Origin of the sequence: Methylobacterium brachiatum (genome assembly GCF_020523825.1) — a bacterium.
Classification (GTDB): domain Bacteria; phylum Pseudomonadota; class Alphaproteobacteria; order Rhizobiales; family Beijerinckiaceae; genus Methylobacterium; species Methylobacterium brachiatum.
The window spans coordinates 306,227-320,059 of record NZ_JAJALK010000002.1; the positions used below are offsets into that span (position 1 = coordinate 306,227).

Here is a 13,833-nt window from a genome sequence, read left to right on the forward strand (position 1 = left end):
GGTTCGCCGAGGCGCGGCCGGTGCCGGCCTGGTCAAGCCGTCGGACCCGCCTTCCGGGTTTCATGATCCCGCGCTACGCCGGGGGCTTCGACGAACGGGGGGAGCCAGGATGATCAAGGATCGCGTCTACATCGTCACCGGCGCGGGCTCGGGGCTCGGCGCCGCGGTGGCGCGCAGCCTCGTGGCAGCGGGCGCCAGCGTGGTGGTGGCCGACATCGCCCGGGAGGCCGGGGCCGGCGTGGCGGCGGAGCTGGGCGCGCGGGCGCGGTTCGCGGCCACCGACGTCACCAGCGAGGCGGACGGGCAGGCGGCGGTCCAGGCGGCGCTCGACGCATTCGGGCACCTGCACGGGCTCGTCAACTGCGCCGGGATCGCGCCGGGCGAGAAGGTGGTCGGCCGCGATGGCCCGCACCGGCTCGACAGCTTCGCCCGGGCGGTGTCGGTCAACCTGATCGGCACGTTCAACATGATCCGGCTCGCCGCCGCGGCGATCGCCAAGGAGGCGCCCGATGCGGAGGGCGCCCGGGGCGTGATCGTCAACACCGCCTCGGTCGCGGCCTTCGACGGCCAGATCGGGCAGGCGGCCTACGCGGCCTCGAAGGGCGGCGTGGTCTCGATGACCCTGCCGATCGCCCGGGAGCTGGCCCGGCACGGCATCCGGGTCGTCACCATCGCGCCGGGGATCTTCGAGACCCCCATGATGGCCGGGATGCCCCAGGAGGTGCAGGACGCGCTCGGCCAGAGCGTGCCGTTCCCGCCGCGCCTGGGCCGCCCGTCGGAATATGCCGACCTCGTCCGGCACATCTGCGAGAACGCGATGCTGAACGGCGAGACGATCCGCCTCGACGGGGCGCTGCGGATGCCGCCCCGCTGAGCGCGTCAGTGCAGCGTCCCGGAAGCCGGCGGCCGCCGTCCGGGACGATGCTCTAGCCGATCGAGACGCTGGTCAGGAGCTCGGCGGCCCGGCGCACCTCGGTGACGATCAGCTCCTCGCTCGGGCCCTCGACCGGCATGTCGGACAGGATCGCGGCGACGTCGCGCTTCACGTCCTCGCGGATCTCCGGATTCTCCTCGGACAGGCGCCCGATCAGGACGCCCAGGACGATCTCCAGGGCGGAGAGCTTCGCGTGCACGCGGGTGAAGTCGTCCAGCTGTTCCGGCTCGTTGTCGGTCATGGGTTGCTCCGTTGGGGGCGCCTGCTCGGGTGTCGTACGACAGCAGGCTTCAATTCGGCCGCTCGCCGGCGGGCGGGGTCAGCATCGCTTCCATCTGGTTGATGGCGCTGCGCAGGGCTTCGAAGGCGGGCAGCGGCCCGCGCAGATGCGCGACGACCCGCCGGCGCGTCCGGGACGGGGCGCCGGGCTCGGTCGGCTCGTAGACCTCCATCTCCAGGGTCATCCGCCCGATCCCTGCCCCGACCCCGAAGGCCGAGACGGTCTCGAAATAGACGATGGGCGCCTCGATGACGCCCTCGACCTGGGGCGGCGCAGCGGCCTCTCGCGTATCGGGCATGCGGGATCTCCCGGACCAGGGCGCCGCACCGTCCGGGGGACGGGCGACGCATCGCGTCAGGCATACGCTCCCGCGGCCGGCTTGGTCGATCCCGGGGCGAGCCGCGATCAGGCGGCCGCGCTCTCGGTCCAGGCGGCCAGGGCCGCCGCGACGCCGGCGCCCGGCGGAACGGAAAACCCTTCCGCCCGCAGGACCGCCTCCAGGGCGCCCAGGGTGATCAGAACCTTGTGCTTGCGGGCATTGTAGCCCATCGCGCCGATCCGCCAGACCTTGCCGGCCAGCGGCCCGAAGGCGGTGCCGATCTCGATCTCGAAATCCTCCCGCATCCGGCGCCGCACCGCCTCGCCGTCGACCCCGTCCGGGATGTAGAGCGCGGTGACGTTGGTCATCCGGTAGCGGTCGTCGCCGAACACGGTGAGCCCCATGGCCCGGATGCCCGCCGCGACGGCGCGCCCGGCGGCGGCGTGCCGGCGGTAGCAGGCCGCCAGCCCCTCGCCCAGCACCACCCGGGCGCATTCCCGCGCCCCGTACAGCATCGTGGTCGCCTCGGTGTGGTGGTTCAGGCGCTTCTCCGACCAGTAATCCATGATCATGGCCAGGTCGAAATAGTTCGAGCCGATCCGCACGCCCAAGCCGTCGTCGATGTCGTCCCGGCGGATGCCGTGCTCGACATGGCGCCGGGAGAAGATCCGCTCGGCCGCCGCCGCCGAGACGGTGATCGGCGACGAGCCCGAGGGGCCGCCGAGGCATTTCTGCAGGCCGCCGGTCACCACGTCGACGCCCCAGCGGTCGGCGGCGATCTCCATGCCCCCGATCGTCGCGGTGGCGTCGACGTAGGAGAGCGCGCCGGCCCGGCGGCAGAGGTCGCCGAGCCCGTCGAGGGGCTGGGCCATGGTGGTGGAGGTGTCGCCGTGCACGGTCGCCACGACCTTCGGGCCGAAGCGCTCCACCGCGGCGGCGATCGCCTCCAGGGGCACCACCGCGCCCCAGGGCGCGTCCACGGTCTCGACCACGGCGCCGACCCGCTCCAGGATCTCGGTGAGCAGCAGGCCGAACCGGCCGAAATTGACCACCAGCACCCGCTCGCCGGGGGCGACCAGGCTCACCAGGGCCGCCTCGATCCCGGCCCGCGCCGTGCCGTCGACCAGGAAGGTCCAGCGGTTCTCGGTGCCGAAGATCGGGCGGTAGAGCGCCATCACCTCGTTCATGTAGGCGGTCATCTCGGGGTCGAACTGCCCGAGCAGGTCGGCCGACATGGCGCGCAGCACGCGCGGATGGGCATTGACGGGTCCCGGCCCCATCAGGAGCCGCTGGGGCGGGTCGATCTCGCCGATCTGCTCGAGCACGGGCTGACTTCCTTCGCTGTCGCGCATTCCGGGCGGGGCGACGCAATCCTCCGGCCAAATCCCTCCGGCCAAATCCCTCCGGCCATGTCGCGCTCGCGCATGCTGCTACGGATCCGCGGCGGTTCGATCAAGCAGAGCGTTTTTTCCCAAGGACGGAAACCCTGCACGCCCCTCGGCGTTTCAAGGTCCCAACACCGACCCAACCAAGACCGAACCCGCAAAGGGGGATACCCGCCATGATGAACCGCTTCGCCACCGCGGCCGGACTGCTCGCCCTCTCGACGAGCCTCGCCCTGGCCCAGACCGCCACCCAGACCGACAGCAACCAGAAGGAATGGCAGGTCGCCAAGGTCGCCAAGGTCGGCCTCGCCCAGGCGCTGACCACCGCCGAATCGCAGGGCGACGAGAAGGGCGGCCGCGCCATCGACGCCGATTTCGAGAAGGCCGACAGCAAGAACCCGGCGCATTACGCCGTGAAGGTCGTCTACCCGAGCGGCAAGCTGGTGGAATACGGCATCAACGCCGATACCGGCGCGCTGTACAAGACCGAGAACCAGCCGATCGAGCGCTACTTCACCCGGCTGAAGCCCGCCGACTTCCAGAACGCCAAGACCTCGCTCAAGGACGCGCTCGCCATCGCCGAGCAGAAGGCCGGCGGCGGCAAGGCCTACGAGGCCGAGGTCGAGAAGGACGGCTCCGCGGTCCAGTACGAGATCAAGGTGGCCGGCGCCGACAAGGACCAGAAGGTCAAGGTCGGCCCGGACGGCAAGGTGGTCGACTGATCCCGTAGGATCACCACCCGACGCGGCGGGGCCGTCCCAAAACCGCCCCGCCGCTGCATGGTGTCGCCCCCCGCCCGGTCGCGGAGCCGGGCGGCCGCCTCGGCGATTGCTCCCGGACGATATGGCGGACCGGGAGCGCGAACATGGAATCAGGCACGCGGGACGCCCAACCGATCCTCGGGACGGCCCGGACCCGGGTCGAGGGCCCCGACAAGGTGACCGGCCGGGCGCTCTACGCCTCCGACCGCCCCGGGCCGGAGACGATGGCCCGCGCCGCCCTGGTCACCAGCACCATCGCGTGCGGCCGGATCACCGGGTTCGACCTCGGTGCCGCCGAGCGGGTGCCGGGGGTGCTGGGGATCTTCACCCACCGGGACTTCGCCGGGGCGGTGGCACCGGTGAAGCACCTGATGGCCGGCGGCTACGCCAACAGCTCGCACCGGCCGCTCGATTCCGACGCGGTCGCCTATGCCGGCCAGATCGTGGCCCTGGTGGTGGCGACGAGCCAGGAGGCCGCCGAGGAGGCGGCCGGCGCGGTGCGGGTCGCCTACGCGGAGGAGCCCGCCGCCGGCGGCTTCGACGCGCCGGGGGCCGAGACCGTCCGGCTGGCGGACCTCAAGGCCCAGCACGAGGACATTGCCCGGGGCGACGCCGAGGCCGGGTTGCGAGCGGCCGCGATCCGGATCGAGGCGCGCTACGAGACCCCGGTCCAGCACCACAACCCGATCGAGCTGTTCACCACCCGGGCCGCCTGGGACGGCGACAGGCTCACCGTGCACGAGCCGACCCGCTATGTCGGCGCCGTGCAGCACGGGCTCGCGGCGCAGCTCGGCCTCGATCCCGCGCAGGTGCGGGTCGTGTCCGGGCTGATCGGCGGCCATTTCGGCTCGAAATTCGCGCTGTCGCAGCACACGGCCCTGGTCGCCCTGGCGGCCCGGCGTCTCGGCCGGCCGGTCTCGCTGGTCCCGACCCGGCGGCAATGCTTCACCATCGCCAATTACCGGCCGGAATCGCGCCACGCCATCCGGCTCGGGGCCGAAAGCGACGGTCGGTTCACCGCCCTGGTGCACGAGGCCGAGACGGTCACGTCGCGGTTCGACCCGTTCGTCATGGAGGGGGCCGAGGTCACGGCGAGCCTCTATGCCTGCCCGGCGATCCGGACCGAGGAGCGGGCGGTGCGGGTCGACCGCAACACCCCGGGGCCGATGCGGGCGCCCCCGGAGGTGCCCTACCTGTTCGCCCTGGAGAGCGCCGTCGACGAGATGGCCGTGGCCCTCAGGATGGACCCGATCGCCTTGCGGCGGCGCAACGACACCGCGATCGATCCGGTCTCCGGCAAGCCGTTCTCGACCCGGCCGCTCATGGCCTGCTTCGACGCGGGCGCGCGGGCCTTCGGCTGGGCGCGGCGGGCGCCGCGTCCGGGGACGATGCGGGACGGGCCCTGGCGCGTGGGCCTCGGCTGCGCGGCCTCGGTGCGGCCGGTGAAGATCGCGGCCGCGACCCTGCGGGTGCGGCTGAACCCGGACGGGACCGCGGAGGTCGCCTGCGCCCATCACGAGATCGGCAACGGCATCACCACGCTGCTGGCCATGGGGGCGGCCGAGGGCCTCGGCGTGCCGGTCGAGCGGGTGACGGTCCGGCTCGGCGACACGGCGCTGCCGGCGGCCGGCATCTCGGGTGGGTCGAGCACGACCACGAGCCTGATGAACGCCCTGGCCCTCGGCTGCGGGCAGATCCGCGAAAGCCTGGCCCAAGCGGTGACCACCTCCGGCGGCCGTCTCGCCGGGCGGGACCCGGGCGCCCTGTCGCTGGCGGGCGGGCGGCTTTCAGCCCCGGACGGCACCGGCCTCGGGCTAACCGAGGCCGTCGGTCCAGCTGGGATCGAGACGCTCGCCGCGTTCGTGCCCGCGGGCGGGGACCGGGAGAAGGCGCTGGCGGGCCTGCGGCAGGGCCATATCGGGCTCGCCTTCGGCGGCGGCGGGCGCGCGGTCTCCTGGGGGTTCGGGGCGCAGTTCGCGGAGGTCCACATCCATGGCGAGACGGGAGAGATCCGGGTGGCCCGGCTCACCGGCGCCTTCGCGGCGGGGCGGATCCTCAACCCGCTGACCGCCCGGAGCCAGCTCACCGGCGGGATGATCTGGGGCCTCGGCTCGGCGCTGCTGGAAGAGACCGTGCTGGACGGGGCGGCCTACCGCAATCCGGATCTCGCCGAGTATCTCGTCCCAACCTCAGCCGACGCCCCGGAGGTCGAGGCGCTGCTGGTGCCGGACCCGGACGATCGGGTCGACGCCCTCGGCCTCAAGGGCCTGGGCGAGCTCGGCATCATCGGCGTCAACGCCGCCATCGCCAACGCCGTCCATCACGCCACCGGCCGCCGGATCCGCAAGCTGCCGATCCGGCTGGAGGATGTGGCGTGAGGCGATCACTCAACGGAAGATCGTTCTGAGAAAGCCTGGAACGACGCAGGTCCTGCTGCGATCGATGATGCAGCCAGGGCAGGATAGACCGCCGTTTCATCCCGGGGCGCCGGAGGCGAACCCGGGATGACGTGGTGGATGATCGAGGCAACCGAAACATTTTCGGGCTCTGAAAAGCCCTCCCCGGGGAGGGCTCACTTCGCCTTAAAACCCTACTCCATCGTCGGCGCGAGCTTCTTCACGCTCTGCACGTCCTCGCCGAGCCAGGCCGCGTTCTTGGCGGTGCCGTCGAAGGTCGCGCTCGTCTTGAACAGCTCGTACTTGCCCTCCAGCGCGTAGGGCTTCGAGCGCGACAGCAATTCGGCCACCGTCGCCTTGTCCATCGGCTTGAAGGTCTTCACCGCCTCGAAGGCCTGGTCGAGGTCGCGCTGGTTCTGGATGCCGGTGATCACCACCGAGACCGGCAGGTTCAGCGAGAAGTGCAGGTATTCCAGCGGCTTGATCGGCGCGTCGGCTTTCAGGATCACCCCGTCGCCGAAGGTCTTCATGGCGAGCGGCGCGATGCCCTCGGCCACGAGGTGCGGCAGCACGAGATGGCCGAACGAGCGGAAATGCGCGTCCATCACGTTGAGCGGCATCTGGCAGGAATCGAAGTGGAAGCCCCGCTCCTGCGCCACCGCCAGCATCTGCAGGTGGATGCGCGGGTCCTTGTGGCCGGTGAAGCCGATATAGCGCAGCTTGCCCTGCTTCTTGGCCTCGAGGAATCCCTCCATGGCCCCACCCTCCGCGAAGACGCGGTCCGGGTCGTCGTAGCGCAAGATCTCGTGGTGCTGGACGAGGTCGATCCGGTCCGTGCGCAGGCGCAGGAGCGACTGGTCGATCTGCTTGAGCGCCTCCTCCTTGGTCCGCCCGTCCATCTTGGACATGAGGAAGACCTTGTCGCGATAGCCGCCCTGGGCCAGCGCCGCGCCCATGCGCAGCTCGGAGCGGCCGTCGTTGTAGTCCCAGCAATTGTCCATGAAGGTGATCCCGCGATCGACGCCTTCGTGGATCAGCCGGGTCGCCTCATCGTCGGTCACCGCGCTCTTGCCGAGGTGGAACCCGCCCATCCCGATCGCCGAGATCTTTTCCGCGGTCCGTCCGAAGCTGCGGTAGAGCATCTCGCCCCGGCGCTCGCCCGGATCGGTGATCAGCGGCAGGTCGGCCGGGTCCTGGGGCCGGGTGTTCGGAAGCGGCGGGACGCTCACGGCCGCACCTGCGCTGCCGGCGCCCGCGAGGCCCGCGCCGAGCACGGCGCCCTGGAGGAAGCTGCGGCGTTCCATCGGATATCTCCGTTCGGGAGGGGATTCGGTTCGGAGGGTAACGGGTGGCGGGACATCATCGTTCGACCTCCTGGGCGAGGCGGCTCGCCGCGTTGAGCAGGCGCAGGGCGGCGCAGGCCGCCCCGTAGCCGTTGTCGATATTGACCACCGTGATCCCGGGGGCGCAGCTCGCCAGCACCGCATCGAGGGCCGTGCGCCCGCCCGCGGCGACGCCGTAGCCCACGGAGGTCGGGACCGCGATCACCGCGCCGGCCACGAGGCCGCCGACCACGCTCGGCAGCGCCGCATCCATGCCGGCGGCGACGATCACCACCGGATGCGCCCGGATCTCCTCCAGCCGCGTGGTCAGCCGCCACAGGCCGGCGACGCCGACATCGGCGAAGAGCGTCGCGGCCTGGCCGGCATAGCCGAGCGTGCGCAGGGTCTCCCGGGCGACGGGCACGTCCGAGGTGCCGGCCGCCACCACGGCGACCCGGGCCGGGCCAGCGACAGCCGGGGGCTGCCCGAACACCGCCGTGCGCGAGACCGGGCAATAGTCGAGCCGCGCCGCAGCCCCGAGCCGGGAGCACTTCTCCGGATCGAGCCGGGTCAGGAGCAGCGAGGCGCCCCGGTCCCCGGCCGCCGCCAGGATCGCGTCGATCTGCTCAGGGCTCTTGCCGGCACAGAAGATCGCCTCCTCCAGGCCGATCCGCTCGGGCCGGGCGAAGTCGAGGGTGAATTCGTCCGCGACGCTCATAAGGGCGAGGCTCCGGTCAGGAAGGCGCTGCCGACCCGGTAGGGGGCGAACCGGACCGGGCCGGCGAGACGCGGCGGCGCGATCTCCCGGATGCCGGCCCCGAGTTCTTCGCGACGCCCCGGGTCGAGGGCGGCGAGGCTGCCGGGGTCGAGCTCCACCACCACGCCCTCGGCCCGCACCCGGCAGCGGACAGCCCGCCGGGCGCCCGTGCCGGCATCGAGGGCGCCCCCGACCAGCCGCTCGACCGCGTGGATGAAGCCCAGGGTCTCGGGCTCGATCGGGATGCCGGTCTCGACCCGGCTCGACAGGCAGGGCGCGGACGGCAATTCGGCCACGGTCCCGAGGCCGAGGTCGCGGGCGAGCGCCCGGACGGCTGCCTTGTCGAGGCCCGCCTCCACGTAGGGGTGGCGCACGCCGTGCTCCCGGGCGGCGTCGAGGCCGGGGCGGTACTCGCCGAGATCGTCGCGATTGGCGCCCGACAGGATCTGCCGCTCGGTGACGCTGCGGATCGCCCCGTACAGGTTGGTCTTGCAGAAGAAGCAGCGGTTGACCGGGTTGGCCCGGTAGGCCGGGTCGGCGAACTCGCCGGCCTCGATCACCCGCAGGTCCCAGCCCTCCCGGGCGGCCTCGGCCCGGACCCGCGCGGTCGCCTCGCCGGGCACGGCGGGGGAGACCGCGTGGACCGCGAGGACCGCGTGCGGCGCCAGGCGGTGGGCGAGGGTGGCCAGCGTCAGGCTGTCGACCCCGCCGCTCACCGCCACCGCGACGGGCCCGAGTTCCGCCAGCACGGCTTCGAGCTGCGCGCGCATCACCGGTCCACCTTCGTGATCTCGTGCTTCGTCATCTCCTGCAACGCGAGGCCCTCGGCCTCGGCCCGCAGGCGCGCCCGCTCCGCCTGGCCCGCCTGGTCCAGGGCGTCGTCGGCCTCGGCCTTGGCGGTGCGCCCGCCCGGCCGGTCGACCACCTTGACCCGGACCCGCCGCCCCTCCGGCGCGACCGTCACGGCCTCCCGGTCGAGCACCGCCCGCGCGACCCGGTGGTGGCGCAGCCCGATCGTGGTGGTCTCGCGGAAGCAGGCCGCGATCGCCGTCTCCAGGCTCTCGGGCTGCACCAGGGCCTGGATATGGGCCATCATCCGGCCCTTCTTGCCCAGGACCGGCATCTGCACGACGTCGCGCACGCCGGGCTCCGCGCGCAGGCGGTCGAGGCCCATGGCCAGGTCCTCGCCGGACTGGTCGTCGATCTCGAAGGCGATGACGGCCAGCTCGGCCCGGTCCGGCGGGGATGCGGCCGCCGCGTCGAGCACGAGGGCGCGCAGGCAATTGCTGAGGCCCGGCAGGCTCTTCGTGCCGAAACCGATGCCGCTCCGCCCGATCGTGCCGGGGGGCCGGCCGCGCCCGGGCTCATGGCCGCAGAGATGGCGCAGGATCGCGGCGCCGGTAGGCGTCACGCGCTCGCCCGGTATCCCGTCATCGAGGGTCGAGAAACCTTCGAGCAGGAGCGTGGTGGCGGGGGCCGGCACCGGCAGGGGGCCGTGCTGGGTCCGCACCCGGCCGGAGCCGAGCGGCAGGGCGGAGACGCTCCAGCTCTGCACCTCGAGGGCGGCGATCAGGTGGGCGGCGGCGACGATGTCGGCGATCGAATCGAAGGCGCCGACCTCGTGGAACGCCACGGCGTCGACCGCGATGCCGTGGACCCGCGCCTCGGCGTCGGCGAGGTGCCCGAAGATCGCCAGCGCATGCGCCCGGACGGCCGGCGCGAGCTCCGCTCGCTCCAGCTCCGCGCGGATCTCGGACCAGGGCCGGTGGCCGTGCGGCGCCGGATCGTGCGCATGGCTGTGCGGGTGATCGTGCGGGTGATCGTGATCGTGATGATCGTGATGGTGGTGGTCCGCATGGGCGCCGTGGCGATGCGGCGTGGGGACCGTCTCCGCCCCCGGGGCCGAGACCGCGAAGCGCAGCCCCCGCAGGATGCCGTCATTGTGCTCGGACGCGGCGCAGGCGATGCGCGGATCGACGGCCCGCACGCTCGCGCGCACGCCCTCCAGATGCTCGGGAAAGGCGTCGAGCAGCGCGGCGGCGAACATGTCGCCGGCCACGCCGCCGAGCGCGTCGAGGTGGATATGCATGTGTGTCGGTCGGCCCGAACCGGTTCCTGATGCCGCTCAGATCGTCCGCGGCGGGCACAAGGCAAGGGAGGCGGTGCCGGTCCGGCGACGCGGCGTATCGCCGTCACGCCAGACCGGCTCCCCGGCGCACAGAGGTGCGGGGGCCGGTATCGGAGGTGCGATCCGCCAGGGTTTGAACCCAATTCGCTTGTGCGTCGGGCGTCTGCTTTCGACCCCACCTAGTCGTTCCGGGTTCCTGAGGCGATGCCCGGAAGCGGACATTGAGCGGGCCACCTCCGTACGACCGGAGTTGGCCGCCGACGGTCAAGCTTGCTGTAGAATGAACAAGCGCTTGGCGCCTTGTTCAGCTTGGCATTATTAATGATGAAGTCACTTGGTGAACGGGATTTTCAAATCGGCTCGTTTCGAGCGCCCCTTTGAGCACCGAGGCAGTACCCAGTCTGATCAACTGGGATCAGGAGGCCGTAATGGCCGCAGCTCAGAGTACCGAACTTCGTTCCGAAAACACTCGTGGATGGCCAAACTGGGCCAAAGCAGCACGTAAGGCCCTGCTGATCTCCACTGCGCTATCTGTAGGCGCCATCGGCCTCACTGCCTCCTTGGAGAAGCTGGGCTACAATCTTCAGGCGGCATGTAATGCGTTTACGTTCTGCGCTGCGAAAGCGCCCCCTCCGCAGATCCCAAACTTTAACAGCGGTTTCATGCCCGGCGGTCGCACGGGCACGGATTTCTGCATCCCGCTCGCTCAGACTTGGCAGAACAAATACTCCGACTACAACATCCACTGGACAGTCCTCCCCGAAGATATCCGCCGGAAGGGCTGGGGAAAGGTTGAGTATCAGTACCATTGCGCGTTTGGAGCAACGGAGAAGACCTCGACATCTCAGGTTTACATGAACCGATTCCTCGAGTTCGCTGCCACAAACTACACTGCCACCATGACGGCGCTGCTAAGCGTTCTCGCCCTTGCGATCCTCGCGCTGCGCTTTGGACCGCGGCGAGTGTCGGCTACCACGGCCTGATCTCAATCCAATATAATATCGGCAGGAAATAACGGCCTCGCTCACGCGGGGCCGTTTTGCTGTCGCGGGACCCAATCTCTGTATCAGCTTAAAGCTTGCCGTGTAGAGTTTAGGGCCGCTCCACCACTTATGAATTCAAGAGCAATGACCCTAACCCAGCAAACTGGCCTGCGGGCCACAAGTCGGGCGGACCACTCCAGTGGGGACGAATCAGTAAGGATCGATCGCGGCTTCTTAAATGGCCGAGATTAGTGCGAGGCAGTCAACTTCTCTAGCCCGCACGAAGGTCTGGTTCCCTGATTCCGCGTCCTGAAAGCAGACCGGCAAAAAGCCACCCACCCCGGTCATTAAGGGACAACCCCGCGGGACTGGATCTGGCCGAAAGCCGTCTGTCCGCTTCGGAGAAAGTCCGCGGGAAAAGCGGACAACCTGCTACCGACCCAACTCAGCCGCCGGAAGCGCTGCCGGCGTTCCTCCGAAGCGGCCGTTCGTCAGCCGTCCGGCAACTTCAGCTCGGGGTGGCTTCCAGACCTTCAGCCAAAACCGCCGGAATGATCACTTGTCCCCGACCGCTGCCGTTGGTGCAGAACGGTCGGGCATCGAACTCCTCCTCTGCGAGATGATGTCAGACGAGCCGGGCGCCCCCATCGATGTGTAGGGTCTCGCCGTTCATGAAGCCATTGCTCATCAGGAAGACGACCGCCGCGCCCGCCTCCTCGGCCGTGCCGAGGCGTCGCTGCGGCAGCTTCTCGGCCAACGCGATCACGTAGGCGTCGCGGTGGGCGCCGAGCGTACGGGCCAGGAGCGGGGTGTCGGTGGTGCCCGGCGATAAGGTATTCACCCGTATCGGTGCCAGTTCGAGCGCGAGGCCGCGCGCGAACGCCTCCATCGCGGCTGAAGCAGCCGCCAGCACGGCGGTGCCCTGAGCGCTGGGGCGGTCTGCCAGGGCGCCGGAGATGAAGGTCACGGAGCCGTCCGGCGCAAGTCGGCCGTCCAGGGTGCGCAGCGTGTGGAGCGCCGCCCAGATCCGCTCGTCGAAGGCCCGCTTGAGGTAGTCAATCTCAGCCTCCAGGATCTTTCCGGCCACGAACGTGCCGGCCAGTAGTACGAGGTGGTCCACCTGCGGGATGTCGGCGAGCGCCGCAGCGATGGTCTCTGGCCGGGTCACGTCCGCGGCGCGCCAGCCGTTGAAGCCGTTCTCCGCCGCCACGCGCTCGGCACCCTCGGCGTTGAAGCCGACCACTATGACCTTGGCGCCCGCGGTATTGGCCTGCTGAGCGGCCGCGAGGCCGATACCCGAGGTACCGCCGAAGATGACGACGGTGCGGTCCTGGAGAGTGCTGGTCATGACGATGATCCTTCTCGGCGCCGCGGCTGCAGCGCCTATAGGAAAAAGAATGGATCATCGCTTCGAGCTTGATAATCAGGCTCGTCTTCGTTTCAATCTTGCCGTCATGGAACAGATTGGTCTCGACCGCCTCACCGGCATCATCGCCTTCGCGCGCTCGGCCTCGCTCGGCAGCTACACTGCCGCCGCACGCTCCCTCGGCATCTCGCCCTCGGCGGTGAGCAAGAGCGTGCAGCGGCTGGAGGAACGGCTAGGCCTGAGCCTATTCACCCGTACCACGCGCTCGCTGACCCTGACGCCGGAAGGCCGCGACCTGCACGAGCGGGCGCTTCGTCTCCTGCGCGAGGCCGAGGAAATCGAGCAGGCCGCCGTGGCAGCGCGCTCCGAGCCGGCCGGCACCCTGAAGGTGACGGCGCCATTCCCCATCGGGGTACATCTAGTTGCCCCGGCGCTGCCGCGCTTCCGCGAGCGCCACCCAGGGCTATCCATAGACCTGCGCCTGGGCGACCGCTTCGTGGACCTGATCGAGGAGGGCATCGATGTCGCGATCCGGGTAGGCGAGCTCGCGGACACGCGCCTAATCTCCCGGCGCCTTGCGCCGCATCGGCTCGGCGCCTTCGCCTCCCCGAGCTACCTGCAGCGGCGCGGCACGCCGGTGCATCCGGATGAGTTGGTCCGCCACGACTGCGTGAACTTTCGCTTCCAGAGCACGGGCCAAGCTCTGCGCTGGCCGTTTCAAATCGGCGGCCGCACGGTCGAGATTATGCCGAACGCCAGCATCGTCACTGACTTCAGCGACGCCGTGGCGGCCGTCTTGGTAGCCGGTGGCGGCATCGGCGTCTCACCAACTTACATCGCTGCTCCGTACGTCGAGCAGGGCGTGCTGGTGCCGGTCCTGCAGGAATACGTTGTCGAGCGTTCCGTAATCACGGCGCTATGGCCGGAGAGCCGGCGCGGCAACCCGAACGTGAAAGCCTTCCTGGTTTTCCTCGGGGAGGTGTTTCCGTCCCCGACACCTTGGGACAGGTTGCTCTCCGCACGGGTCGGAGACAAGTAGGATGCCAGCCCGATGGGCGCGAGGCCCGCATGAACGTGCTGGCGTCATGGCCGCTTGAGCGGCGTCCGTCTCTCCTCGACGCGCTCGGTCATGGGAACTGAGTTGCAGAGGCGGAACTAAATCCCGATGCGGCCGACCGCATCGGCGGGCCTCTGGTCACTCT

Annotated in this window: 13 protein-coding genes; 5 read left to right on the plus strand and 8 right to left on the minus strand. The window is 70.3% G+C overall.

The features are described 5' to 3' along the window. Positions 1-109: 109 nt before the first annotated feature. The gene (locus LGR69_RS05160) at positions 110-874 is read left to right on the plus strand and encodes a 3-hydroxyacyl-CoA dehydrogenase (protein ID WP_230365370.1); all 765 of its coding nucleotides are present in this window, start codon (positions 110-112) and stop codon (positions 872-874) included. Positions 875-926: 52 nt separating this feature from the next. Here LGR69_RS05160 and LGR69_RS05165 read toward each other — a convergent pair whose 3' ends face one another. From LGR69_RS05165 to LGR69_RS05175, 3 genes are all read right to left on the minus strand, one after another. Beyond that, positions 927-1,175, minus strand: a complete 249-nt coding sequence (locus tag LGR69_RS05165) for a hypothetical protein (protein WP_230365371.1) — start codon at positions 1,173-1,175, stop codon at positions 927-929. Between the two features lie 49 nt (positions 1,176-1,224). Continuing rightward, positions 1,225-1,512, minus strand: a complete 288-nt coding sequence (locus LGR69_RS05170; RefSeq protein ID WP_007557968.1) for a hypothetical protein — start codon at positions 1,510-1,512, stop codon at positions 1,225-1,227. A 107-nt stretch (positions 1,513-1,619) separates the two neighbouring features. Beyond that, on the minus strand, positions 1,620-2,858 hold the full coding sequence (locus tag LGR69_RS05175) for a pyridoxal-phosphate-dependent aminotransferase family protein (protein ID WP_230365372.1): 1,239 nt from the start codon (positions 2,856-2,858) through the stop codon (positions 1,620-1,622). Positions 2,859-3,094: 236 nt separating this feature from the next. Between LGR69_RS05175 and LGR69_RS05180 the strand changes: the two genes are divergently transcribed. Together LGR69_RS05180 and LGR69_RS05185 are read left to right on the plus strand one after the other, a co-directional pair. After that, positions 3,095-3,640 carry a PepSY domain-containing protein gene (locus LGR69_RS05180; RefSeq protein ID WP_230365373.1) on the plus strand — a complete coding sequence of 182 codons (546 nt, stop codon included), beginning with the start codon at positions 3,095-3,097 and terminating at the stop codon, positions 3,638-3,640. A 143-nt stretch (positions 3,641-3,783) separates the two neighbouring features. After that, on the plus strand, positions 3,784-6,057 hold the full coding sequence (locus tag LGR69_RS05185; protein WP_230365374.1) for a xanthine dehydrogenase family protein molybdopterin-binding subunit: 2,274 nt from the start codon (positions 3,784-3,786) through the stop codon (positions 6,055-6,057). 212 nt (positions 6,058-6,269) lie between these two features. Here LGR69_RS05185 and LGR69_RS05190 read toward each other — a convergent pair whose 3' ends face one another. From LGR69_RS05190 to larC, 4 genes are read right to left on the minus strand one after another with little or no spacing between them, the layout of a single operon-like run. After that, the gene (locus LGR69_RS05190; RefSeq protein ID WP_230365375.1) at positions 6,270-7,379 is read right to left on the minus strand and encodes an aldo/keto reductase; all 1,110 of its coding nucleotides are present in this window, start codon (positions 7,377-7,379) and stop codon (positions 6,270-6,272) included. Positions 7,380-7,434: 55 nt separating this feature from the next. Then, a complete protein-coding gene (gene larB, locus LGR69_RS05195; protein ID WP_230365376.1) occupies positions 7,435-8,115 on the minus strand; it encodes a nickel pincer cofactor biosynthesis protein LarB in 681 nt (226 codons plus the stop codon). Continuing rightward, positions 8,112-8,924, minus strand: a complete 813-nt coding sequence (larE, locus tag LGR69_RS05200; protein WP_230365377.1) for an ATP-dependent sacrificial sulfur transferase LarE — start codon at positions 8,922-8,924, stop codon at positions 8,112-8,114. Before larE ends, larB begins: the two co-directional genes overlap by 4 nt. After that, positions 8,924-10,243 carry a nickel pincer cofactor biosynthesis protein LarC gene (larC, locus tag LGR69_RS05205; protein WP_230365378.1) on the minus strand — a complete coding sequence of 440 codons (1,320 nt, stop codon included), beginning with the start codon at positions 10,241-10,243 and terminating at the stop codon, positions 8,924-8,926. Before larC ends, larE begins: the two co-directional genes overlap by 1 nt. Before the next feature lie 467 nt (positions 10,244-10,710). Here larC and LGR69_RS05210 point away from each other — a divergent pair, with 467 nt between their 5' ends. Beyond that, positions 10,711-11,265, plus strand: coding sequence for a hypothetical protein (locus LGR69_RS05210; RefSeq protein ID WP_230365379.1), 555 nt, complete (start codon positions 10,711-10,713; stop codon positions 11,263-11,265). A 625-nt stretch (positions 11,266-11,890) separates the two neighbouring features. Here the strand turns inward: LGR69_RS05210 and LGR69_RS05215 are convergent. Continuing rightward, on the minus strand, positions 11,891-12,613 hold the full coding sequence (locus LGR69_RS05215; RefSeq protein WP_230365380.1) for an SDR family oxidoreductase: 723 nt from the start codon (positions 12,611-12,613) through the stop codon (positions 11,891-11,893). Positions 12,614-12,719: 106 nt separating this feature from the next. On the opposite strand from LGR69_RS05215, the gene LGR69_RS05220 reads away from it, so the two are divergent. Next, on the plus strand, positions 12,720-13,670 hold the full coding sequence (locus tag LGR69_RS05220) for a LysR family transcriptional regulator (protein ID WP_230365575.1): 951 nt from the start codon (positions 12,720-12,722) through the stop codon (positions 13,668-13,670). The last annotated feature ends 163 nt before the right edge of the window (positions 13,671-13,833 follow it).

What these genes read in the sequence shown, in the direction of transcription:
- LGR69_RS05210 (WP_230365379.1), top strand. Translation starts at nt 10,711, where the DNA reads ATGGCCGCAGCTCAGAGTACCGAACTTCGTTCCGAAAACACTCGTGGA.
- LGR69_RS05190 (WP_230365375.1), bottom strand. Translation starts at nt 7,379, where the DNA reads ATGGAACGCCGCAGCTTCCTCCAGGGCGCCGTGCTCGGCGCGGGCCTC.
- larC (WP_230365378.1), bottom strand. Translation starts at nt 10,243, where the DNA reads ATGCATATCCACCTCGACGCGCTCGGCGGCGTGGCCGGCGACATGTTC.
- larE (WP_230365377.1), bottom strand. Translation starts at nt 8,924, where the DNA reads ATGCGCGCGCAGCTCGAAGCCGTGCTGGCGGAACTCGGGCCCGTCGCG.
- LGR69_RS05180 (WP_230365373.1), top strand. Translation starts at nt 3,095, where the DNA reads ATGATGAACCGCTTCGCCACCGCGGCCGGACTGCTCGCCCTCTCGACG.
- LGR69_RS05160 (WP_230365370.1), top strand. Translation starts at nt 110, where the DNA reads ATGATCAAGGATCGCGTCTACATCGTCACCGGCGCGGGCTCGGGGCTC.
- larB (WP_230365376.1), bottom strand. Translation starts at nt 8,115, where the DNA reads ATGAGCGTCGCGGACGAATTCACCCTCGACTTCGCCCGGCCCGAGCGG.
- LGR69_RS05170 (WP_007557968.1), bottom strand. Translation starts at nt 1,512, where the DNA reads ATGCCCGATACGCGAGAGGCCGCTGCGCCGCCCCAGGTCGAGGGCGTC.
- LGR69_RS05220 (WP_230365575.1), top strand. Translation starts at nt 12,720, where the DNA reads ATGGAACAGATTGGTCTCGACCGCCTCACCGGCATCATCGCCTTCGCG.
- LGR69_RS05165 (WP_230365371.1), bottom strand. Translation starts at nt 1,175, where the DNA reads ATGACCGACAACGAGCCGGAACAGCTGGACGACTTCACCCGCGTGCAC.
- LGR69_RS05185 (WP_230365374.1), top strand. Translation starts at nt 3,784, where the DNA reads ATGGAATCAGGCACGCGGGACGCCCAACCGATCCTCGGGACGGCCCGG.
- LGR69_RS05215 (WP_230365380.1), bottom strand. Translation starts at nt 12,613, where the DNA reads ATGACCAGCACTCTCCAGGACCGCACCGTCGTCATCTTCGGCGGTACC.